This is a genomic window from Pseudomonas sp. KnCO4 (assembly GCF_045344305.1).
In the GTDB taxonomy this organism is placed as follows: domain Bacteria; phylum Pseudomonadota; class Gammaproteobacteria; order Pseudomonadales; family Pseudomonadaceae; genus Aquipseudomonas; species Aquipseudomonas anuradhapurensis.
The window spans coordinates 2,761,382-2,782,943 of sequence record NZ_CP174199.1; the positions used below are offsets into that span (position 1 = coordinate 2,761,382).

Genomic DNA, 21,562 nt, shown 5'->3' on the forward strand with positions numbered 1-21,562 from the left:
AATACAAATCATTAGTGTTCTGATGACGAAAAGAATCTTTCTGTCAATTCTGCTGGGCTTGGCACTTTCATGCTCAAGCGGGCTGGTCTACGCCAATATCAATCCTATTCATCAAGGGATCATACATGTTCCTGTTCGACCCTCGTCTGTCCTGGTATTTGATCCTGGCTCCCTCGACACTCTGAGTGAGCTTGGTATTGAACCTGGTGGTGTACCTGTGGATCACTGGGCAGGGGCACTGCGCAAGTACGCCGACTCACGTTTTCTGAAAGTAGGTTCGTTATTCGATCCAAATTTTGAGGCGGTGTACCGGGCGCATCCAGATCTCATACTGATTGCTGACAGGTCGCGCTCCCATCTCAAGCAATTGTCTGAAATCGCCCCAACGCTTGATCTGACGGTAGATGATCGAAATCTACTTATTGAAAGTGAGCGCAACGCCCTAAAGCTCGGGGAGCTTTTTGGAAGGGTTTCAACTGCGGTTGAGAAGATAAACAACCTTGAACATTCAATTAAAAGTCTGAAGGCCTTGGCTTCGCGCCAGGGTAGAGGTTTGATTCTACTGACGTCCGGTGGGCGCATGAGTGCGTACGGGCCGGGATCTAGGTTTGGAATACTTCATGACACATTTGGTATTAGGCCTGTCGATCCAAATCTGGAAGTTGCTGTGCACGGGCAGCCAGTTTCCTATGAGTATCTAAGCAAAATGCAGCCGGACTGGTTATTTGTCATCGATCGAGACAGCGCGATCGGGGAAGATGGCGCTGCGGCCTCGCGATTGCTGGACAATGCGCTGGTTCATCAAACACCGGCTTGGAAACGAAATCAGATCATCTATTTGGATACCGATGACTGGTACATGATCGGTTTGACTGGTCTAGGGTCGCTTCAACGAACAGTTGATAGCTTGATCTTACGGCTATCCGGTGACTCCTCTGATTGTGCAGCAGAGGGCTACAATTGTGAGGTTGTCAAATGAGGCCTTGGCAATCTTTCTCAGTAGCTACGCTAATTGTCCTGATAATTTCAAGTTTGCTCCTGGGTGCTGATAGTTTCAGACCATGGGAGCTATGGGGCGGGGCTGCTCGGCATTATCAGCTTGTTCTATTCGAAAGCCGCGTGCCGAGGACTTTCGCTCTGATCTTAGCTGGGGCATCGCTCGGAGTGGCGGGCCTGCTCATGCAAATGATCGTTCGTAATCGTTTCGCCGAACCTTCTACAACAGGAACAATGGAAGGCGCTGTATTAGGCTTTGTGTTAGCTGCCATCTTCTTTCCTACCCTAGGCATGGCAGGGAAAACGCTGGTTTCGGCGGCTTGTGCAGCAGCTTGTGCAGTGGTCTATCTGGTGATTTTGAATCGAATTCCCCTGCGCTCGACTTACCTGGCTCCACTCATAGGTCTGATATTTGGAGGAATCATTCACTCCATTTCTACGGCCATTGCACTTGACCATAATTTGACCCAATCACTCTATGCCTGGACAGCCGGCGATTTCGCTAGCGTGATTCGAGGGCGTTACGAGCTGCTTTGGCTGGCGGTTCCGTTAGTTTTGTTGGTCTACCACTTGGCAAACCAATTTACAGTCTCCGGTTTTGGGCGGGACTTTTCGACCGGCCTCGGGTTAAATCACAATATGCTAACGGCAATCGGGTTGGCCATCGTCTCAGCCATTTCTGCATTGGTTGTTATTGTGGCAGGAGGCATAGCCTTTATTGGTTTGATCATTCCCAATCTTGTCAGGCTTAAATGCGGCGATAACGTTAAGGTTACGTTACCCTGGATTGCAGTCTGGTCGTCATCGTTTCTTTTGTTATGTGACGTGCTGGGTAGGGTCTTGATATATCCTCACGAAATTCCAGTCGGTACTGTGATAGGCGTTCTCGGTAGCATCTTGCTTCTTGTTATGTTAAGGGTTCGGAAATTAAATGTTGGCTAAGCCTGGAGTTAAGCTAGTGCTGCTAGGCGTTCTTTGTCTAGTGGCCGTCTATGCATTCATGACGTTAGAGGCATATGGTCAATGGGAATATGTCCTGCCTTTTCGCGCTGGGAAATTGGCGGTTATTATAGTGGTCGCATATTGTGTTGCGGTCTCTTCTGTGATTTTTCAAACCATCACGCAGAATAATATTCTCAGTCCCTCAGTAATGGGTTTCGATTCCCTCTATATACTGATCCAGGCACTAGGTATTTTGCTGTATGGCCAAGCCGGAATGTTCGGAGAGAACGAGCTTATAGGGTTTGTGGCGAACACCTTGATCATGTCGATTGCGTCCACTGCTCTGTTTCGTTGGGTGGCGCCCAAAAATGCTCAGGGCATTCACATGCTTTTACTGATGGGGATTGTATTTAGCCTGTTATTTAAAAGCCTCACCGGCTTTGTGATGCGTATGATCAATCCCAATGATTTTATGCTTTTGCAAGGGTTGATGTTTGCAAACTTTAATTCACTCCATGCGAAGCTTATACCGCTGGCCTTGGTTTTGGTCGCTGCAGGAACGCTAATTTTCTGGATCTGCCGCTGGCAATACGATGTTGTCGCGCTAGGTAGAGAGACTGCTATAGGGTTGGGCGTAAATTACTCTCGGACTCTAATTGTCAGTCTTGTAGGTGTGTCTATCCTGGTTTCTGTATCCACCGCTTTGGTGGGGCCGGTGACATTTCTTGGAGTCTTGGTCAGCAACCTTGCCTACTGGGTGATGAAGGATTATCGCCATCGTCTCACGGTTCCGGCGGCGTTCTTCTGTGCTGTGTTGTGCCTCGTAGGCGGCCAAACGTTGCTGGAGCATGTTTTCGCGTTGCGCCTTCCCATCAGTGCCGTAATTGAATTCTCGGGCGGAATTCTATTTATTATCTTGGTCATGAAGCGGTTGAAGAAATGATAGATGTTCGTAAATTAAGCAAGCGCTACAATGAGCGCACTGTAGTTGATGATGTCTCGCTCACCATTGACCAAGGCGGGATAACGGTAATTATTGGGCCTAATGGCGCCGGTAAGTCATCATTTCTTTCTTTGATGAGTAGGCTGTCAGAGCCCAGCACTGGATCCGTCAGTATCGATGGCATGGATGTGATGATGACTGCTAATGGCGAGTTGGCTAAGCACCTTGCAGTCCTGCGTCAGGATAACCAGGTGGCCGTGAGGCTGACGGTTCGGGATCTGGTTTCATTTGGTCGATTCCCTCACTCTAAAGGCCGGCTGACCGAGCATGACCAAGCATTGGTGACCCGATCCATTGGATATCTGAACCTGGCCGCTTTAGCTGATCGCTATCTGGATGAGCTCTCTGGCGGCGAGCGTCAGCGGGCATTTATCGCAATGGTGCTTTGCCAGGACACTCGCTACGTATTCCTGGATGAGCCTTTGAATGGCCTGGATATGAAGCAAGCCGCGGCCATGATGGGGACGATCAGGCGGGCTGCTGATGAGCTGGGCAAGACGATGGTCATCGTGCTGCACGATATCAATTTCGCATCCGCATACGCTGATCAGATCATCGCTATGCGTGACGGGTGTGTCGTGCACCATGGCTCGCCCGATGCCATTATTCAAGCTGATCTGCTGTCCGACCTCTACGACACGCCTATCGTGATTCATGACGTCGGTGATGCGAGAATCTGCACGTACTACAGGGCCGAGCCGGTTTTGTGATCGAGGCGTTTGGGCTGGAAGCGAAGGGCAATTGCTATGTCAATGATTCATGGTGGTCACGACGATCCGGACGCGGCACCCGCTTTGATGGTGGGGCGAGTGGAGGAGTGGCAGCCTGGCTATGTGGATAGCCATCTGCACCTGAAGCATCAATTGATGTTTGCCACTCAAGGAGTGTTGCACGTGGCCACCGCATCCAATGAGTGGATTTTGCCGCCCTCGCGTGCGATCTGGATCACCTCGAATACGCTTCATAGCGTTCGGCTCAAAAAGCCAGCCTTGGCGAATGTTCTCTACATCCAGCCTGATGCACTCACTGGCCCGGATCTCGGGGAGTGCTTTGTGCTCGACGCCTCGCCTTTGGTAAAAGAGCTCATCACCACCTGCACTCAATTCGCCTGGGACTATCCGTTGGATTCTCGCCAGGCACGACTGGCTCAGGTGCTGCTCGATCAGTTAAGCGAGGTAGGCCAGACTCCTGTTAGCTTGCCGCTCCCAACCGATGAACGCGCATTGGCAGTGGCCAATGCGGTGAAGACGGATCCAGGTGGGCGTTTGCCCCTCACCGACATCGCGAAAAAGAATGATACGAGCGCGAGGACAGTAGAGCGGCTGTTCGCCAGCGAAACCGGGCTGTCATTTGGAGCTTGGCGACAGCGCTTGCGTCTGATCGTTGGCTTGGAGCTATTGGCATACGGTGCGCCTGTGGCAACAGTCGCTGCTGAGATCGGATACAGCACGTCATCAGCTTTCGTTGCAGCGTTCAGGGAAATGTTTGGAGTAACGCCAGCGCGCTATTTCAGCTGAGGTTGTAAGGGGCGGTCGGTGACCGCCCCTCATGTAGCTCTCGTACAACGGTCAGAAACGATAGCGGAGGGTCACGCTGGCGTTACGTGGAGCCCCATACACGTAGGTGCCGTAGAAGCCAGTCATGGTGGAGTAGGTTTTATCGAATAGGTTGTTCACGTTGAGGGTAACGTCCGTATCCTCTGTCACATCGTAGCGAGCCATGAGCGACGCCAATGCATATGACTCCTGGTTGACTGTGACTGCGCCTTGAGACCCGGTGGTTTGCTGGTAGAACCGGCTCTGCCAATTCACTCCGCCGCCCACTGTCAGCTTATTGAAGTCGCCCGGCATGCGATACGTAGTGAACAGCTTGGCAGTCGTGCGGGGGATATTGCTGTTCAACCGACTGCCGTCTGCAGACGAAGCTGTGAAATGAGAGATCCCAGTGAACACATTCCAATTGGGCGTCAGCTCGCCCTGAATGTCGATGTCGAAACCTTTGCTCTTGGTGCCACTCACCGCGTTGTAGGCTGTAGCGCCATCGGGGGTTCGGTTGGCAGGATCCTGTTCAGCCACGTTATCCAGTTTGGCTTCAAATACTGCCACGCTCGCACTCAAACGACCGTCCAGGTATTCGCCTTTCAAACCGATCTCGGTTGTCTTGCCCTCTGTCGGGGCGAGTACAGAGCCGCTACTGTCACGATAGGTCTGAGGGTTGAAGATGCTGGTGTAACTCACGTAGGTCGAGTAGGTGTCGTTGATGTCGTAAATCAGGCCTGCATATGGCACGAATTTTCGCTTAGTGAGACTGTTATTGGCGCTGTCACTCTCGTATTCGTAATAGTTGAACCGACCACCGATGATCAGATGGAGCGGGTCAGCCAAAGAAAAGCGACCGACCGTGTAAAGCCCCTTCTGCTTGATGGTGCTGTCTGAAAAGGTGTCGAAACCTGCAGCATCGAAATCGAGGTTAGGGTAGTTCCCAGAGTAGTTTCCAAAATCAGCAATTGGGTCGAGCGTCATCTTCCTGGCGAGATAACCGGTGCTCGCGTCATTTTGCTTTCTCTTCGATTGCATTGCGCCGATCACCATCTCATGCTCCCTGCCCATGAAGGTGAAGGGCCCCGATGCCATCACGTCGAAGCTGTTCTGTCGCACTTTCCCGTCGTCCCCAAGAGCATCGACAGACACCGAGCCGTCAGCGGCGACAGTCGACCCCACGCCAAACAGGCGTTCTTCATAATCAATGCGGCCTTGGTTGAAAACGCCACGCAGTGTCCAGTCATTGCCTAAACGATGCTCTACATCCACGAATGCGGTTGTCACCCGGTTGTCCCACCTACTCCAAGGCGCGGCAGCTGTTTGCGACCTCGACCAGTCAGTGCGGCTGCCATCGCTATTGAAGAGTGGCAGGCCTCCCCAAGGCATGCCTCGCGGCTTGAGGTTCTGGTAGTCATATCCGACAGTCACCGTCGTATCGTCAGTCAGATCCGCAGCGAGAGTGCCATAGTAGGCACGACGCTTGTCGGTGTAGCCATCGATGAACGAGTGCGCATCCTGTTCTACAGCAATGAAGCGCCCTCTAAGTTTGCCTGTTTCTGAGAGTGGGCCGGACAAGTCGATCGTCCCTCGGTAATTGTCCCAGCTGCCGGCGCTTAGCGAGAGTTCGCCACGAAACTCCTGGGTCGGTCGTTTCCTGACCAGGTTGATCGAGGCCGACGGGTTCCCCGCACCTGTGAGCAGCCCCGTCGACCCTCTGACGACTTCGACTCGATCGTAGAAAGCCGTGTCGAGGTAGTCAGTCCCACTCATGAAAGTCGTGGGGATACCGTCATATTGGAAACTGTCGACCTTGAAGCCGCGGGCGTAGTAGCTGGAACGATAGTCGAGCGTGGAAGGGGAGATCCCAGTGGTATTGTCCAAAACTTCCTTGATGGAGTTGAGGTGCTGATCGTCCATCCGTTGGCGCGTGACCACCGTAACCGACTGGGGTGTTTCCTTGATGGTTAATGGAAGCCGGGTCGCCGCCGGAGTTTGCCCTGTCGTATAGGAACCCGAGTCTTCGGTCACGGCTACGGGGTAATAGGCGTCAGCCGTCACATCTGAAGCTGGAATTTCATACACGCCTGGCTGCGAGGACTCTGGTTGTTCCGCTGCTTGAAGCAGGAGGGGTTTGACCAAGGTGCCCGTGGCCACGATGAAGCTACTGATAAGGCTAATGCGACGCATTTACACTCCGACTTGCTTCTCATCTAGAAATTGCCGGCTATTCTGCGATGCTCCGCGATGCATCAGATATTGCGAAGGCGCCAATTAGTAACTTCGTCACGCCAACGTGCGGACTGCACCGATTGACAGGTGGTTTGACCCAGAATTAGATATGCCTAAGGCATAGGTCACTGCCTGCACAGCCAGATGCATGCACTACCTATCTTCATCATTTCCTTCGCTCTCGCCGCCCCGCGTAGATTGCGAAAGCGCTGGCTCATTTCAAGGCACGCCATCGAGGGCGCAACCCAAGCGTTCGGCTGCTCATCACACTCAAAAACCGTCAAATCAGCATGCCTTTGATTTTTGCATGCAATTTTTTGTCGCCTGTATTTTTTTGTCGTGATTTCTATCCTATTGATTCTATTGGATAAATATTTTCTGCATGCAATTTTCTACGGAAGGGTCTTGTCAAGTCTTTGTGATTGTATAAAGTGGGCAAAAACAAGAAATCACCGCTAGCTGTACTCAGCGTTGCCGTTTTTCACTGCCACAAATAAGTCCACAAGAAAGGATCCAGTGATGAAAAGCAGACGTTCCAGCCCTGTTGTGCGCACCGCATTCACGGCCATCACCCTTGGGGTGTTGAGCCTGGGAAGTAGCGCATTTGCCGAAGTCGATCGCCTCCAAGGCGTCGTCCCTCCCTTAACTGCCACCAAGCCACTGACCATCGGCGCAAGCCTCGTGCACTTGCAGGATGATTTCTGGAAGGGCATCGCCTATGGCATCGCTGATGAGGCCAAACTGTCCAATGTGAAAGTCGTTCAGCTCACTGTGGCGGGCGGGTACGGGAAGGTGCGGGAGCAGTTTGGTCAGCTGGAAACCTTGCAATCTCTAGGTGTCAATACGGTTGTTTTGGGCGCTGCAGCCTTCGATGGTTACACGCCACTTCTGAAGCGGCTGAAGGCAAGCGGGATCAACGTTGCGGCTGCTGGGATCCCGGTGAACAGCCCCAGTGTGGACTTCGGTGTTGGTCAAAGTGACGTTGGTATCGGGGCGGCCTTGGCCGGGGCGGTGTGCACTGATAAGGGCGCTGAGCACCGGAAGGTCATCGTGGTACCTGGCCCAGCCGGTGCAGAGTGGGCTCGTCTGCGAGCAGTTGGCTTCAACGATGCGGCGGCTAAATGCGCGGGCCTGGAAGTCATCAACGGCGCACAGGGTGGCGGCATGAACCTGGAGTCGGGGCTCGCGATGACCTCCGACTTGCTGCAGACCAATGCTGATGCGAGCTATGTCTACACCCCTGCAATTCCCACGGGTATGGGCGCAGTTCAAGCTGTGAAGCAGCAGGGTAGTCAGGCAAAAGTCGTGACCGGCACGATTACCCGCCGAGTAGTGCCACTCATTGAAAACAAGCAGCTGCTGGCGGTGGCCTCAGAGCCAGGCATTCTCATCGGGCGCTTGATCGTTCAGTACGCCATCAGGCAGAACGAAGGGTTGCCGATGCCTGCTATGCAGAAGTCTGAAGGCATGCCTTACCCACAAATTGCTGTACCTAATCAGCTCCTGCAGTCGAGCAACGTAAAAACCTACCCCTACGATGTTTATGACCTCCCACCTGAGGGGTGGTCGCCAGAACAGCTGTCGAGTGCATCGCGATGAGCGCGGTCATGTATTCGCAGCTGGGCGGCGAGTGTGCCTCTGAGCCTCTGGTTGAGGTGCGCAATTTGAGTAAGGCGTTCGGCGCTACCCAGGCACTCAAGGACGTTTCGCTCAGCTTTTATCAGGGGCAGGTTCATTGCCTGCTTGGTGAAAATGGCGCGGGTAAGTCAACCATCGGCAAGATCATTTGCGGGCTCTATCCTCAGGATGATGGAAAGGTCTTGTTCCGCGCCGCTGAGGCCCAGGTGCGTAGCATCCGGGATTCTCAGGCGCTGGGAGTTGCGGTGGTTTTCCAGGAGCTTTCCGTCCTGCCCGACCTGACGGTTCGCGAGAACATATGCCTGGGCAGCGAGACCCGGTTGTGGCGCAGTGCCCCCGGGTCGGAAATCCAGACCGTGAAGGGGTTGCTCGACGAGCTCGACCTGGACGTGGATCTCGATACCAGAACGGGAGATCTTCCTGTTGCTTCTCAGCAACTGATCGAGATAGCCAAGGCTTTGATCAAGTCGCCAAGGTTGCTCATCCTGGATGAGCCTACGGCGATGCTCAACGCCAATGAAAAGGCAAAGCTCTATCGAGTGATCGACCGCTTGAAGGGGCAGGGTATCGGAATCATTTTCGTCACTCACCACCTTGAAGAGGTTATGCAGCTTGCTGACCAGGTCAGCATCATGCGCAGCGGTCAGCTCGTTCAGTCTGCATCGATTAGCAGCATTCGAGACCAGGATCACCTTTCAGAGTTGATTGCCGGCAGGCGACTCGCCGGTACTGTTACCAGAACGGCGCGCCGCTGCGACTCCGCTCCAGTCATGACAATCCATGGGGTGGCCGGTGCGCCAGTTGCCGGGATCGAGATCAAGCGTGGGCAGATTGTCAGTCTGTACGGTGTCGTTGGTTGCGGTCGTGAGCAAGTCATGGATGCGGTCGTTGGGCTGGCTCCTCGTACACCTTTGTTGATCGAGATCGACGGAGCTAAATACTGCCCGAAAAGTCCTGCCCATGCGGCGGAGCGAGGGATTGCATTCCTGCCTACCGGGCGAGCTGCGAACTGCGTTTTCGCTGATATGAACATCCGTGAAAACCTGAGCATTCAGTACGTGCGCAGCTTCAGTCGTTTCGGTTGGATCAATGCCAAGCGCGAGCGGGATGATGTCGCCAAGCGTGTTGCCGAGGTGCGGACTCGTTTGGCAACTCCTGAGCAGCCACTCACTGACCTCAGTGGTGGCAATCAGCAAAAGGTTTTGCTGGCGAGGTGTCTTACCTACTCAACATCGCTGCTGGTTCTTGAAGATCCCACGGCAGGTATCGATGTCGGCGCCAAGGAAGAAGTTCACAACCTCCTCAGGACGCTGACCGATCAAGGGCTTTCGGTGCTTCTGCTGTCAAGCGATCTGCCGGAAACCTTATCGCTCTCCGACGTGGTTTATACGATGTACCACGGTTCGGTGGCCGGCTTTTACCCGCAACCTGATCCCCAGCTCACCCCTGAAATTCTCCGTGATGTTTTAGGCGGTACCGTGCAACGCAGTGAGGAATTGATCCATGGCAGCAATTAAAGAAGTCTCGATGAGTGCCCCAGTGGTCAGCCGGCGCCGCCGATTCAAGAAGGGTGAGCTCATTCTTCCTCTTTTTATCGTGGTGATTGCGGTAGTGGCCACGCTCATCGAGCCACGGTTCATGTCAGCGAGCAACCTGGCGAACCTTGGCAAGCAGATGGTGCCGCTTGCGATAGCAGCTGTCGGTCAATGCCTGGCAGTAATCAGTGGAGGTCTTGACCTCTCCATTGCGGCAGTGATGTCCCTTGCCGGTGTGTCCGGAATCCTGGTGATGGAGCAGTACGGCGTATGGGCGGGGATTGCCACAATGCTGATCACGGGTAGCGTCATGGGGTTGTTCAGTGGCGCCATCATTTCCTATATGAAGACGACCCCTTTGATCGTTACGCTTGGCATGCTCTCAATTTCGCAGGCGCTGGCCCTGATCCTGTCCCACGGTGTTCCTATCTATAACATCCCTGAGAGCTTCGCTAACGCCGTAGGCTTTGGCACGCTCCTGGGGTTGCCAGTGATCATCTGGATCGGTGGCGCGACCGTAGTTGCAGCATGGATTCTTCTGCGCAAAACCGTTTTCGGTCGCTATGTATACGCGATTGGTTCCAACAGCAGCGCGGCGACCAAATCAGGATTGAATGTGCCGCGCTATACAACGCTGGTCTACGGGTTCTCGGGTTTGACCGCAGGTATCTGTGCCATCGTCATGACCAGTTGGACTAGCGCTGCCGAGCCAGTGGCTTCACCTAATTTGACGCTCGAATCCATTGCGGCGGTCGTCTTGGGTGGCGTTGCGCTCAAGGGTGGCAGCGGCGGCATCCACCACGTTCTGTATGGCGTGATCATCTTAAGCATGCTGACGAACGCCATGAACATCACTGGCGTATCGACCTTCTACCAGATGCTTGCAGTTGGCCTGGTAATCATCCTGGCTGTGATGCTTGACCGCTTCCGCGGCAAAGCTAACTGACAATCGCCATTCAATGCTCGGCCCGCAGATTCGTTTGCGGGTCATCGGCAGACGCTGGGAGTAGGGTGATGAAAATTGGATTTCAGGTGCGGCGCATCGGCGCCAACGTCAAGCAGTTCGGACGAAAACTTGTCCGATCTTGGGAGATGCTTCAATACATTCGATGGTAGTCCGGGCGAGGGAGAGCATGCTTAAGGTGCTCTCCCTGATCGTCAAGCTTCGACTTGTCTCTCCAGCCCGCTAAGCAACCGATTCTTGGTATGGAAGGAGTGCTCACGAATGAGTGAAAGAAACCCTTCCTCATCTCCGGTGGCGAATGCTCGTGCAATTTCACTGTGCTCGGCTTGCGCCTCCATCAGGTCTCCCGTGAGTCGTACCTCTGCACGAACGTAGCACTCGATGGCGCCGCGCGTGCCATTCAAGGCTCTCATGAATTGAGGTCGGTTAGCGCTGGCAAACAAGGCAAGGTGGAACTGAGCATTCAGCTCAAACCACTGATTCATATCCTCCTCTGACAGCTCTGCCGCTGTTCCCATTTCCGCAAGGATTGAATAGACCTCCGCGATTTCGGCATTCGTGCGTCTGCGGATCGCGTGTCGCCCCAGCTCCTGCTCCAGGAGTGTTCGTAGCTCAAATGCTTCGATGATGTGTTCAGCTTCAAGCTTGGCAACTGAATAGCCGCGGCGAGGATTGAGCACAACCATTCCCTCCGATTCGAGCCTCGGCAGAGCTTCCCTGAGCGGACTGCGACTGACCCCCAGCCGATTCGCCACCTCTTCTTGACGCAAAACCTGACCTGGACTGAACACACCGTTGAGGATGGCATTGCGCAATTCGCGGTATGCCACCTCGTGAAGGGAGAGGGGCGGGTTCGCCCCAATGCGTTGCTGAGATTTTTGTGCCATGAAAATGACCATCGCTATGAGAAAAATAATATTGCATACAAACGACAAAAAATCACTGTATCTCGCCACTTCTGATTTTCATCTTAAAAATATCCTTAAAAATCAGCTAGTTATGTGATTTCTGCGTAAATGTTGTTGGCGGTCTTTCGGTATTGCCGGGCAAAATTTCATTGTGTAGAGTCGATTTTATACAAAATAAGCGACGCCGAGAACGGCGCAAAAACTCATTCCTACCTGCCCACAACAAAAGTAAAAACAGGAGAAATCTATGAGTCAGCAAAAGGGCTACATCCTCAAGGGACGTGTCGTCGATGGGAGCTTGAACGCTCCTCTCGAACAAGGTGCCGTAGTCACCGAGGGCGAGCTGATCGCCTGGGTTGGGCCGGCAGCTTCACTCCCTGTTCAGTATCAAGGGCCTGCCTATCAAGTGATCGCTCTCGAAGGGCGAACTATCATGCCAGGCCTCATTGATGGGCATACCCATATCTCCTTCGGCGAGTCTCGTTCCGAGGAAGAAAATGCGCTGTACACCCCGGTAGAGTTCCGTACCGCCAAGGCTCTCTACTACGCCAAAAAGGTACTCCAGGCTGGCGTGACCAGCGCCTTTGACGCTGCAACCACCTACGCAGTCGCCCAAGCGGTGCGAGACGCGGTTGATACCGACATGTTCCCTGGGCCGCGCTTCACCGTTTCGGGGAAACAGTTGACCAACCACCAGGGCTTGGAGGACTCCTTCCCAAGCAACATGGAGTTCCCGCTTGGCCAAAGCGCGGTGCTGGTTAAGACTCACAGCGACCTGGTTGAAGCGATCCGTTTGCAGGCTAAAGAAGAAGTGGATGCCATCAAGGTGTCTGGTTCCAACGACAACCTGATCACCCCGGATGCTCAAGACTGCTCTGCGTTTACGCTCGAAGAGCTCAAAATCATCGCAGATGAAACCCACCGTCTGGGCAAGCTGTGCAGTGTCCATGCGCGCTCTACCGATTCCGCACGCGATGCCGCGATTGCAGGCTTCGACAACCTGTTCCATGCCTCATACATCGACGATCGTGGTATCGAAGCGTGCTTGACCAATAACGTGGTCATCACGCCTACCATCACACTGCTCTACAACCTCGTAGAAGCTAACCAGTCGCTTGCAGGTGCATCGGGCGCTGATGCATTCAAACGCGAGATCGAAGCTGCACAAGTCAACTTGCGTCGAGCATTTGATGCAGGTGTCCCGCTGCTGGCCGGTAGTGAAAGCGGCTGGTCGCCGGTGCCTTACGGTCAATGGCACGCTCGTGAAATGGAGATCTTCGTCAAGCTCTTGGGTCTTACCCCATTGCAAGCGATTCACTCCAATACTCATGCAGTGACGCGTCTGCTGTCGCCGCGGTACCGGAATAAAGTGGGGCTGCTGGAAGCAGGGCGCTACGCCGACATTCTCGTAGTTCCTGGCAATCCTCTGGATGACATCTGCATTCTGCAAAAGCCATCCCAGTTCGACTACATCTTCAAAGGCGGCAAGCCAATCGATCGTACTCCGCCTGCACCGCGCAAGCGCAAATGGTATGAACGCACCAAGATTTTCCTGGGCGGGTTGTATCAGTTCGATGAAGAAACCGGCAAAGGCAACTTTGTCCACTAAGACTCTCGCAGTTTTGTTCTAAGTTTTAGTAGTAAAAATCCCCGGCTTATAGCAGGGGGAGGGCAGCGTTTACCCTGTGAAAGCTGCTGAAAGTTGTTGTTCAAATATTAATAAAGGAAGCATGTCATGGCTCATAAAGTTACTTACAGCAATCCTGAAGGCGCTGCACCTGCTCAAGGTCGCTATTCCCACGTGGGTACCACCAGCGGCGGTAAGCTGCATTTCCTGGCAGGCCAGCTTGCAGTAGCTCCAGATGGCAGCGTTGCTGGTCGTCATGACTTCGAAGCGCAGTTCCTTCAAGTCTTCCAGAATCTGGGCGACGTGCTTCGTGGGCTGGGCTGCGGCTTCAACGATATCGTTCGTTTCACCACCTACGTGGTGCACTCGCAGGATCTGGAGCATTTCCACCGTCTGCGCGCCGAGCACTTCCCGAAATGGTTCGAAGGCACTGATTATCCGCCGAACACACTGCTGACCATCGATCGCCTGGTCAAAGAGGACTTCCTCTTCGAAGTAGAAGCCATTGTTCAGGCGCGCGACTGATTAATCACGTACAGATTGGAGAAAAGCCATGCAACTGAACGCATTCGATCTTGAAGTCAGAGGATTGGTTGCCAAGTGCTGGGAGGCTGGTAAAGGCACGCCGCTCCTCCTGCTTCATGGATCTGGCCCAGGTGCGGCGGCGTTCGGTACTTGGCGATTCGTCCTTGAGCCTTTGGCTGAGCATTTCAACGTGTTCATCATGGACATGTTTGGTTTCGGTGGATCTGCAAAGAAACCCGAGGGTGAACCGTTCGATCTTGAACTGTGGATGGATCAAGTCCGTGCCTTGGTTGCTCATACCGGGCGAGATGAGGTCTACGTCATTGGTCACTCGATCTCGGGCTACCTCGCGTTGCGCCTTGCGGCAGAGGACGCTCGCGTCAAAGCCCTGGTTACGACAGGGACAATGGGTGAGCATTTCGAGTGCAACGCCGAAACGGAAAAGTGCTGGACGTTCCCGGAGACGCGTGAAGCCTTGAAATCCACCCTGACGGGTTTGATGTTTGATACGTCTGTAATCACGGACGAGCTTCTCGATTTGCGCATGGATATTCTCCATGACGGCGTTTATGGCCCGTATTTTACCCGCATGTTCCAGGGTAATAAGCAAAGTTACATTGATGAAGCAACCCTGACAGGGGAAGAGTTTGAGCAGATCAAATGCCCGACGCTTCTCATTCACGGAAGAAACGATGTGATGTTCCCAGCCGAAGAGCTGACGCTCAAGATTGCCGAGCACTTACCGCACGCCGATGTGCTCCTCCTGGGTGCCTGTGCGCATTTGCCTGCAACCGAGCATCCTGAGCGTGTAGTACGCGAAGTTATGGCGTTTTTCAAAAAACACAATCTTTCCTGACTCTCTAAGCGAGAGTTGTTTTAGCGAGGAACTACCGTGAAACTGGTAACTTATTCCCAAGCAGGTCAACGCTTCATCGGTTTGCTGAGCAAAGATGAAAAGTCCATCCAGCCTTTTGATGCCCCTGCTGAAGATGGTCTGCTGGAGCTGATTCGTCGAAACGCAGAGGGCCAGTCGCTGCCGAGCCTGCGTGACGAGTCCGTCCAGGTCTCCGACGTGAAAATTGAAGCGCCATTGCCGCGCCCTCTGCGCAACATTATCTGCGTAGGTCGCAACTACCACGAACACGCCAAAGAACTCTCGGGTTCTGTCTTCAAAGCGAACGACGCCGACGTCAAATCCTGGCCGATCGTGTTCAACAAACTGCCGGAGACCGTTACCGGCCCGTACGACACCATTCCTCTTCAGCCTGATGTCACCAGCCAGGTGGACTACGAGGCAGAGCTGGCACTGGTCATCGGCAAGGGTGGTAAAAACATTTCCAAAGCTGATGCCCTGAATCATGTCTACGGCTACACCGTAGTGAACGACGTCAGTGCCCGTGACCTCCAGGTTCGTCACCAGCAGTGGGATCTGGGTAAGTCGCTGGACGCCTTCTGCCCAATGGGGCCTTGGTTGGTAACCGCTGACGAGCTCGACGGTTGCAAGACCCGCGTACGTTGCTGGGTCAATGGCGAGCTGCGCCAGGACGGCCCGACTGAAAACATGATCTTCGATATCCCGACCCTGATCGAGACCTGCTCGCGTGGTATCACCCTCTACCCAGGTGACATCATCGTGACCGGCACCCCAGCTGGCGTTGGGATGGGCTTCAACCCACAACGTTTCCTCAAGTCTGGAGATGTCGTACGGGTTGAAATCGATGGCCTCGGCGCTATCGAAAACCGCTTCGAGTAATCTCGCACAAGTGTTGTGTTGGTGAGGTTTTTTGCCGCCTTACGGGGCGGCTTTTTTTTGCTTCAGCTTTCCGAAATGCGCTGGTTCTAAACCAACAATTACATACAAGAGCTGGGTCAGATTTTCGCTGTTGCTTCCACCGAAGCTCTGATCGCTACAGTGCTTAAGTCCAAGTGCATAGCTCTGCCTTGTCGACGTGAGGTAAGTTGTGAATAGTCGTGCTATAGAAATCGCCGCGCTGAAGGTTCAGCGGCGGTGGCTTTTGATCCTCGGTGTCCTTTTGATTGGCGCTACGCTGCGCGCTCCCATCACAAGCGTGGGCCCGGTTCTGCTGGACATTCAGCGAGACGGTGATTTTGGATCACTCGCAGCGGGCCTGATACAGGCGTTACCCTTGGTTTGTTTTGCGCTGGTCTCACTGATAGCGCCGAAAATTGGGCGTCTAGTGGGAGTGGGGCGAGCGTTAGGCCTGTCGCTGGTGATCATCACCGCGGGCACACTGGTGCGCTCCTCTCCTGGGGAAGGGGCGGTATGGATAGGGACAGTGCTGCTCAGTGCTGGCATTGCGATCAGTAACGTGCTGCTGCCGAGCTACGTCAAGCATGAGTTCGGTGAGCGTGGCCCGTGGCTGATCGGTCTCTACGTCGCTGCAATGGCCATTGTTGCAGGGATTGCATCCGGCATTGCGATACCCATTGCCCAAATGCCGGGTCTCGATTGGCGTTGGTCGCTCGGTATCTGGGCCATGCTATCTCTGCTTGCTCTGATCATTTGGATGCCGCAATTGCGCTCCAGTCGGACTCAGTCTGTTCGATCAGAAAACAGTACCTGTACCTTTTCTCCGTGGAGAAGTAGGAAAGGCTGGTGTATAGCGATCTTCTTCGCATTGCACTCACTGGTGTTCTACTGCGTCATTGGCTGGTATACGGCTTATGCAGAGGACACAGGGATGTCTGCTGCGACTGCTGGCTATCACCTTCTCATTTACCAGATCATTTCGACGATCGCGAACATCTTCACCGGCCCGATCATTCGCAAATTGACGAACCTCTCGTGGATTGGGTTCGCGTGTGGTTCAGTGTTGGTGGTGGGGGCGACCGGATTGCTGATTCAACCCCAGCTCGCATTGCTGTGGGTTGCGTTACTTGGCTTGGGCGCAGGAGGCACGATGGTGATGAGCATTGCCCTGTTCGCCATCTGCACGGAAACGCCACAGCAGGCAGCGAAGCTGTCAGGGATGGCGCAATTTATTGGATATACCGGCGCAGCACTCGGGCCGCTGGGAATTGGCGTGTTGCGAGATGCGATGGACGGCTGGTTCTGGCCGCTGACCTTGATAGTGGTCGCAAGTGTAGGGGTAACAGTATTTGCCTCTCTGTCAGGCAAGCCAGGGCGCGCCTGAACAGGTGTGGATGAGCTTGCGCAAGGTCAAGCTCATCTACTTTCCGCGCTCAGGATTCAGGAAGTGCAGGGGTGGCCGTCCATGAAGATGAGGTCGGTAGAGGGGCAGTAGAATGCCAGAGAGCCACCCAGCCCACCCGTTGTATCTAATGCAAGGACGTTCCCAAGCCTCGTCGGCGCATCTACTGTGGTGTGGCCCACACAGACACGCCAGGCTCCGCTCACGCCAGAGTGATCACGTGTCTTCACCCGCTTTGAACTCCACAAGGCAGTTCCTGAGATCCTCTTCCTGCCCAACCGTTGGGTCAGATGACCCCAGCTGATTCCCTTTGGAACGTCAGCATGGACAACGCCAACTGTTCCGTTGGATGAGTCGATTTCGATGGCTATCGGAAGCTGTTCGAATGTGCGCACAAGGTGCTGTTGAAGCGTCATGTCCAAAGTAAGCCACCAGTCCGCGCCATTACCTTTTGATGGGGTTTGGGGGCCTTGTCTGAAGGCTTCAATCAGCATCCATTCATGGTTGCCTCGCACCGAGTGAAACCAGGGTTTGTTGAATAGCTCCAGTCCCTCGCGGACATCCGGGCCTCGATCGACCACATCTCCAACCGTGATCAGGCGGTCGTTGTTGTAATCAAACCCGAGAGCATTCAACCCCAGGTAGAGCTGCTCTGTTCTGAAATGAATATCACCAACAATGTAATCCCGACCTTTCGTGTTGGCTGATAGTCGCTTGAACATTTTTAGCCTCTCTGCGCCGCTTCCGGTGGCGGCTGAACTGAGATGCTCAGCGCCACGAGGCGCCGAGCATCTGGGGGGCAACTACTCGACGTAGCCTGTACGACCTGCCATGGCTGCGAAGATCATCACGCCAACGCTGGCTGCAACCATAAGTACGAGCGGCCCTGTCCAGCTTTCGCTGGTTTCATGCAGCATGCCCACACCGACCTGGCCCAGTGCTGCAATTGCGTAACCAAAAAATTGGGCCATGCCTGACACCTTGGCAGCTTGTTCGGGTGAATGAGTACGCAGGCCGAACAGGGAGATGCTCAGCACCATAGAGACGCCAGCGCTCAGTCCCAACAAAACCATCCACACAATGGAGAGCTCGGGCTGGAACAGCAGGCCGCAGGAGCCAGCTACCATTACCAGGCCGCATGCGAAGCCCATGGCTGCTTGATCGGACTGTCGCTTGATCATGGGGCCGGTCGTTATGTTCGCTACCGTCGAGACAATCTGGTAGAGCAACAGGTAAAGGCCCGCGGTGGCAGGTGAAATTGCGTGTACGGATGCATACGCGGTGTACCAGTCGATGACGCAGTAAAACACGAAAGAGTGCAGTGCAAAGAAGATCGCAATTTGCCAACCTTTCGAGCTCGCCCATGGTGATGCAGCCGGCATGCTCGTGCCCTTTGCTTGAGTGCCTGCAGCATCAGTTTTCAGTTGGGGTAGCCAAAGCAGCAGCGCTGCCAGGGCGGGGATGGCCCAGATGCCTATAGACCAGTGCCAGTCAAAACCTGGCGCTGTCGCGATAGGCACCGCGACACCGGTCGCCACGCCGGCCATTACGGCCATCGCAGCTACGTACAGACCAATCACTCCAGGGCCTTTGGCTCCGAATTTTTGCTTGACGAAGCCTGGCAGCAGCACGTTACAGATTGCGATACCTGTACTGAGTGCTGCAGTCCCGAGCCAGATCAAGCCTGCGCCTGAAATCGAACGCACGGTCGTGCCAGCAACGATCAGGATAAGTGCAAACCAAATGGCTCGCGCAATTCCCATCTTGCGACCAATAGCTGGGGCTGCAAGTGCGACGACAGCGAAGATAACCAGGGGGGTGGCGTGTAGTAATCCCGCAACGCGCGCGTCGATTCCGAGGGCGCTCTGAATATCCAAGAGCACCGGGCCCAGGCTTGTGATGGGGGCGCGAAGGGTTGCGGCCAGTAGGAGAATGCTCGCCAGTAACAGCCAGCTTTTGGTGGCAGACGTCGACGACGTTGCAGCAGATGAAGTGGACACGTTAAACCTCACTATCAACGTGCTGAGCAAGGCTTCAGCACAGGGGCTGTGCCAAACTCAGAGTTCACCTGCACGGGATGCATCTGCACGTATTGCAGACACCAACTATCAAGACTGGATCACCGATCGCGACCCAAGCGCCGCCAGAACTGAGCGCTCAGCAATGATATCAACCTTGCCGGAAGCGAAAATGCTGCTTCCTGCCATGTTGTGCTCATTTCTCGCCAGTCACCGCCTGCGCCTCTTGTATCAACCAGTCTCGAAACGCTTTCACGCGTACCTGATCGGCACACTCGCTTCGATAGACTACGAAATAGGAAAGGGGTGACATCACCTGTATATCGGGGAACAACCGTATCAGGCGGCCTGAGGCGATATCATCCCGGGCCATCACGCTTCGAGCGAGCGCTATTCCCTGTCCCTCGATTGCCGCCTGCAGCACGGCTGCCGAGTTGTTGATTTTCATGCCTCTCTGTGTGGCTGCTCCACTGACGCCACATGAGCCTAACCAGTTATCCCATGTGGTGAATCCGGCACTAGCGTCCATCGACATGTCGTGGATGAGGGTGTGCTTAAGCAGGTCGCAGGGTTGAGTCATTGCTGCGACACCGCTTGCTAAGCGCGGTGAACAGACCGGATAGATTTCCTCCTCCATGAGCTTCACCGCTGTCAGGCCAGGCCAAGTCCCTGCGCCGTATCGAACCCCTATATCCACGCGATCAGCCAAGAAGTCGACGGCTTTAAGTTGGGTATCGAGCCTCACGTCAGTGTCCGGCCAGGTCGCATGGAATCGTTCGATTCTAGGCAGTAACCATTTGGCAGCGAAGGCAGGGCTGACTGTTACGGTGAGCAAACCGTTGGGCGACTGTTCTCTCATCTTCTCGACGCCGATCATCAATCTTTCAAACCCTGCTCGGATGTCTGGCAGTGCCCGTTCTGCCGTTTCGGTCATCACGAGTCGAACCTTGCCGGTTGAGCCTCTGTGAAATAGAGGAGTGCCCAGCCATCGTTCAAGGGTGCGCACGAGTTGGCCTACCGCCGCAGGTGTGACGTTGAGCTCCTGAGCGGCGCCTGCAAAGCTCTGGTGGCGAGCACTGGCTTCGAAAGCACGCAGCGCATTCAAGCGGTTGGGGGCGATCATGACGCTAAACCTTTTCTTTATCGTATAGGCATTTTATCTCGTTTGTCTGGTGTCCGCTTCCTTGCGAATAATTCCCTCACCAAGCAGCGGATCAGCTGCTCTTTCAAAAGCCCTAGCGTGTGAGGATCTCAGAATGAACGGTCAATTCTTCGGCAAGAAATTGTTGGTTATTGGTGGCACCAGTGGCATGGGCCTCGAAACGGCGCGGCTGGTGCTGGAGCAAGGCGGGGAAGTGGTCATTGTCGGCAGCCGCGCTGAAAAGACACAGCAAGCCCAGCATGAACTGTCCGGTCTCGGCAAAGTCAGCGCTCTGACTGCCGACCTCAAGGACGCAGAAGGTGTCGCTGCCCTGCTCAAGGCTATTGACGAACAGCACAAAGACGTTGACCTGCTGGTGAATGCTGCCGGGGTGTTCTTTCCCAAGCCCTTCCTGGAGCACCAGGATGCCGACTATGACCAGTACATGCAGTTGAACAAGGCAACGTTCTTCATCACCCAAAAAGTTGCTGCGAATCTCGCCGCACAAGGTCGCCCTGGTGCCATCGTGAATATCGGATCGATGTGGGGCAAGCAAGCCATTGCCGCGACGCCATCCTCCGCTTATTCGATGGCAAAAGCGGCGCTGCACTCTCTGACCCAGCACCTGGCGATGGAGCTTGCTTCCAAAAACATCCGCGTCAATGCCGTATCGCCTGCAGTCGTTCAGACGCCAATCTACGAAGGGTTCATTCCCAAGGCAGAAGTCCACTCTGCACTTCAGGGCTTCAACGGCTTCCACCCGATTGGCCGAGTCGGCACTCCACTGGAGGTCGCAGAGGTTGTTGCGTTCCTGCTGTCCGAAAAAGCCAGCTGGGTAACTGGCGCGATTTGGGACGTTGACGGTGGTGTGATGGCTGGCCGTAACTGAAGAATGACAAGGGGGTGTGGCCATGATGCTCGCACCCTCGTCATAGCCTATTGGCGAGGAATACTGAAATGATGAAGGACTGGAACGCTTACCGTGATGCTCTTATGGAGCACGTTGGGGAGTTCGCCAAACAGAGCCCGGACACTGTCCGCGGCCTGGTGACGATGGACGGCGCGGCGGCCAAGACGGGTCATCTGGATGGCAAGACCCACGAGCTGATCGCGCTAGCCGTTGCTGTCACAACGCGCTGCGATGGGTGTATCAGCGTACATACCAAAAAGGCCGCCGAGCATGGGGCGACCCGTGGAGAAATCGCAGAAGCGCTGGGTGTCGCTGTCGCGCTCAATGCCGGTGCTGCGCTGGTCTACTCTGCGCGTGTATTAGAGGCTCACGGGCAGTTGCCCACCACCTGATTGTGGAACGCGCAGGGGGC

General features: G+C 54.5%; 20 protein-coding genes. 15 read left to right on the top strand and 5 right to left on the bottom strand.

The genetic code is table 11. The features are described from left to right. The first annotated feature begins 22 nt into the window (after positions 1-22). The 5 genes from ACJA3S_RS13065 to ACJA3S_RS13085 are packed head-to-tail and all read left to right on the top strand — an operon-like array spanning position 23 to position 4,458. The gene (locus tag ACJA3S_RS13065; RefSeq protein ID WP_406822163.1) at positions 23-979 is read left to right on the top strand and encodes a siderophore ABC transporter substrate-binding protein; all 957 of its coding nucleotides are present in this window, start codon (positions 23-25) and stop codon (positions 977-979) included. Further along, entirely contained in the window at positions 976-1,938 is a 963-nt protein-coding gene (locus ACJA3S_RS13070; protein ID WP_406822164.1) for an ABC transporter permease, read from the top strand. Before ACJA3S_RS13065 ends, ACJA3S_RS13070 begins: the two co-directional genes overlap by 4 nt. Then, on the top strand, positions 1,928-2,881 hold the full coding sequence (locus ACJA3S_RS13075) for an iron chelate uptake ABC transporter family permease subunit (protein ID WP_406822165.1): 954 nt from the start codon (positions 1,928-1,930) through the stop codon (positions 2,879-2,881). Before ACJA3S_RS13070 ends, ACJA3S_RS13075 begins: the two co-directional genes overlap by 11 nt. Next, positions 2,878-3,651, top strand: coding sequence for an ABC transporter ATP-binding protein (locus ACJA3S_RS13080; protein WP_406822166.1), 774 nt, complete (start codon positions 2,878-2,880; stop codon positions 3,649-3,651). Before ACJA3S_RS13075 ends, ACJA3S_RS13080 begins: the two co-directional genes overlap by 4 nt. Before the next feature lie 36 nt (positions 3,652-3,687). Next, complete coding sequence (locus ACJA3S_RS13085) at positions 3,688-4,458, top strand: AraC family transcriptional regulator (RefSeq protein WP_406822167.1); 771 nt, start codon at positions 3,688-3,690, stop codon at positions 4,456-4,458. Between the two features lie 51 nt (positions 4,459-4,509). On the opposite strand, the gene ACJA3S_RS13090 is transcribed toward ACJA3S_RS13085, so the two are convergent. Continuing rightward, the gene (locus tag ACJA3S_RS13090; protein WP_406822168.1) at positions 4,510-6,669 is read right to left on the bottom strand and encodes a TonB-dependent siderophore receptor; all 2,160 of its coding nucleotides are present in this window, start codon (positions 6,667-6,669) and stop codon (positions 4,510-4,512) included. Between the two features lie 561 nt (positions 6,670-7,230). Here ACJA3S_RS13090 and ACJA3S_RS13095 point away from each other — a divergent pair. Genes ACJA3S_RS13095 through ACJA3S_RS13105 form a run of 3 tightly spaced genes read left to right on the top strand, consistent with a single transcriptional unit; the run spans position 7,231 to position 10,830 of the window. Next, positions 7,231-8,310, top strand: a complete 1,080-nt coding sequence (locus tag ACJA3S_RS13095; RefSeq protein ID WP_406822169.1) for a substrate-binding domain-containing protein — start codon at positions 7,231-7,233, stop codon at positions 8,308-8,310. A gap of 8 nt (positions 8,311-8,318) precedes the next feature. Next, positions 8,319-9,866 (top strand): sugar ABC transporter ATP-binding protein, encoded by a 1,548-nt coding sequence (locus tag ACJA3S_RS13100; protein WP_406822170.1) that lies wholly within the window; start codon positions 8,319-8,321, stop codon positions 9,864-9,866. Continuing rightward, entirely contained in the window at positions 9,853-10,830 is a 978-nt protein-coding gene (locus ACJA3S_RS13105) for an ABC transporter permease (protein ID WP_406822171.1), read from the top strand. Before ACJA3S_RS13100 ends, ACJA3S_RS13105 begins: the two co-directional genes overlap by 14 nt. 212 nt (positions 10,831-11,042) lie before the next feature. Here ACJA3S_RS13105 and ACJA3S_RS13110 read toward each other — a convergent pair whose 3' ends face one another. Further along, positions 11,043-11,735, bottom strand: coding sequence for a GntR family transcriptional regulator (locus ACJA3S_RS13110; RefSeq protein WP_406822172.1), 693 nt, complete (start codon positions 11,733-11,735; stop codon positions 11,043-11,045). A 268-nt stretch (positions 11,736-12,003) separates the two neighbouring features. On the opposite strand from ACJA3S_RS13110, the gene ACJA3S_RS13115 reads away from it, so the two are divergent. From ACJA3S_RS13115 to ACJA3S_RS13135, 5 genes are all read left to right on the top strand, one after another. After that, positions 12,004-13,365 (top strand): amidohydrolase family protein, encoded by a 1,362-nt coding sequence (locus ACJA3S_RS13115; RefSeq protein WP_260270072.1) that lies wholly within the window; start codon positions 12,004-12,006, stop codon positions 13,363-13,365. A 126-nt stretch (positions 13,366-13,491) separates the two neighbouring features. Further along, the gene (locus ACJA3S_RS13120; RefSeq protein ID WP_260270071.1) at positions 13,492-13,908 is read left to right on the top strand and encodes a RidA family protein; all 417 of its coding nucleotides are present in this window, start codon (positions 13,492-13,494) and stop codon (positions 13,906-13,908) included. 28 nt (positions 13,909-13,936) lie between these two features. Continuing rightward, entirely contained in the window at positions 13,937-14,764 is an 828-nt protein-coding gene (locus ACJA3S_RS13125) for an alpha/beta fold hydrolase (RefSeq protein ID WP_260270070.1), read from the top strand. A gap of 36 nt (positions 14,765-14,800) precedes the next feature. Beyond that, positions 14,801-15,661, top strand: coding sequence for a fumarylacetoacetate hydrolase family protein (locus ACJA3S_RS13130; RefSeq protein WP_260270069.1), 861 nt, complete (start codon positions 14,801-14,803; stop codon positions 15,659-15,661). A gap of 208 nt (positions 15,662-15,869) precedes the next feature. Beyond that, positions 15,870-17,063: a CynX/NimT family MFS transporter gene (locus ACJA3S_RS13135; protein ID WP_406822173.1), complete on the top strand. Its 1,194-nt coding sequence runs from the start codon at positions 15,870-15,872 to the stop codon at positions 17,061-17,063. Positions 17,064-17,119: 56 nt separating this feature from the next. Here ACJA3S_RS13135 and ACJA3S_RS13140 read toward each other — a convergent pair whose 3' ends face one another. The 3 genes from ACJA3S_RS13140 to gcvA form a co-directional block, all read right to left on the bottom strand. Next, positions 17,120-17,803 (bottom strand): metallophosphoesterase, encoded by a 684-nt coding sequence (locus ACJA3S_RS13140; RefSeq protein ID WP_406822174.1) that lies wholly within the window; start codon positions 17,801-17,803, stop codon positions 17,120-17,122. An 81-nt stretch (positions 17,804-17,884) separates the two neighbouring features. Further along, entirely contained in the window at positions 17,885-19,081 is a 1,197-nt protein-coding gene (locus tag ACJA3S_RS13145; RefSeq protein WP_406822175.1) for an MFS transporter, read from the bottom strand. 214 nt (positions 19,082-19,295) lie between these two features. Continuing rightward, complete coding sequence (gcvA, locus tag ACJA3S_RS13150) at positions 19,296-20,222, bottom strand: transcriptional regulator GcvA (RefSeq protein ID WP_406822176.1); 927 nt, start codon at positions 20,220-20,222, stop codon at positions 19,296-19,298. Between the two features lie 133 nt (positions 20,223-20,355). Between gcvA and ACJA3S_RS13155 the strand changes: the two genes are divergently transcribed. Both ACJA3S_RS13155 and ACJA3S_RS13160 read left to right on the top strand, forming a co-directional pair. Then, entirely contained in the window at positions 20,356-21,129 is a 774-nt protein-coding gene (locus ACJA3S_RS13155; protein WP_260270064.1) for an SDR family NAD(P)-dependent oxidoreductase, read from the top strand. A gap of 71 nt (positions 21,130-21,200) precedes the next feature. Further along, positions 21,201-21,542, top strand: a complete 342-nt coding sequence (locus ACJA3S_RS13160; protein ID WP_279845968.1) for a carboxymuconolactone decarboxylase family protein — start codon at positions 21,201-21,203, stop codon at positions 21,540-21,542. Positions 21,543-21,562 lie beyond the last annotated feature (20 nt).